The sequence below is a fragment of the Salinimicrobium oceani genome (genome assembly GCF_012037645.1).
On the sequence record NZ_JAAVJR010000439.1, the window covers coordinates 1 to 502 of the forward strand.

The 502-nt window shown below is 42.6% G+C and carries 1 protein-coding gene; it reads left to right on the forward strand.

Features of this window, described 5'->3' with window-relative positions; all coding sequences use genetic code 11:
- Positions 1 to 190: 190 nt before the first annotated feature.
- Positions 191 to 502, forward strand: a 312-nt coding sequence (locus HC175_RS17615; RefSeq protein WP_168139588.1) for an HD domain-containing protein, incomplete at its 3' end; no start/stop codon positions are given.

The following is a 502-nucleotide window of genomic DNA, read 5'->3' on the forward strand; positions in this document are numbered from 1 at the left end:
TCTGTCAATCCGCCACATGGGGAACCGGGACATGATTGTGCTGTTCCTGTTGGAGCGCCGTTGGATAAATAAACTGTCAAAAAAGATATTTTTGAAGGTTGTTCAAAAAGCTGAATAAAGCTTTTTGAACAACCTTTTTTTGTTGCTTTTTCTCCTTCTGAAAAATCATTAATTTGAAAAGAAAAAATTTATGGAAGAGGAGGCATTAAGGTTCGCCACTGAAGCCCACGGCGAACAACAAAGGAAATTCACCAATGAACTCTATATCGAGCATCCCAAACGGGTGGCAGAGATCGTAAAAACTGTTCCCCATACTCCCGAAATGATCTGCGCTGCTTACCTGCACGATGTGGTGGAAGACACGCCGGTTGAAATTGAAGAAATAAAAGAGAAATTCGGAGCTAAAGTGGCTCAGTTGGTTGGGGAACTTACCGATGAGTTCATGAAGGTGAACTATCCACACCTCAACAGGAAAGCCAGAAAGCAAAACGAGGTAGAACGG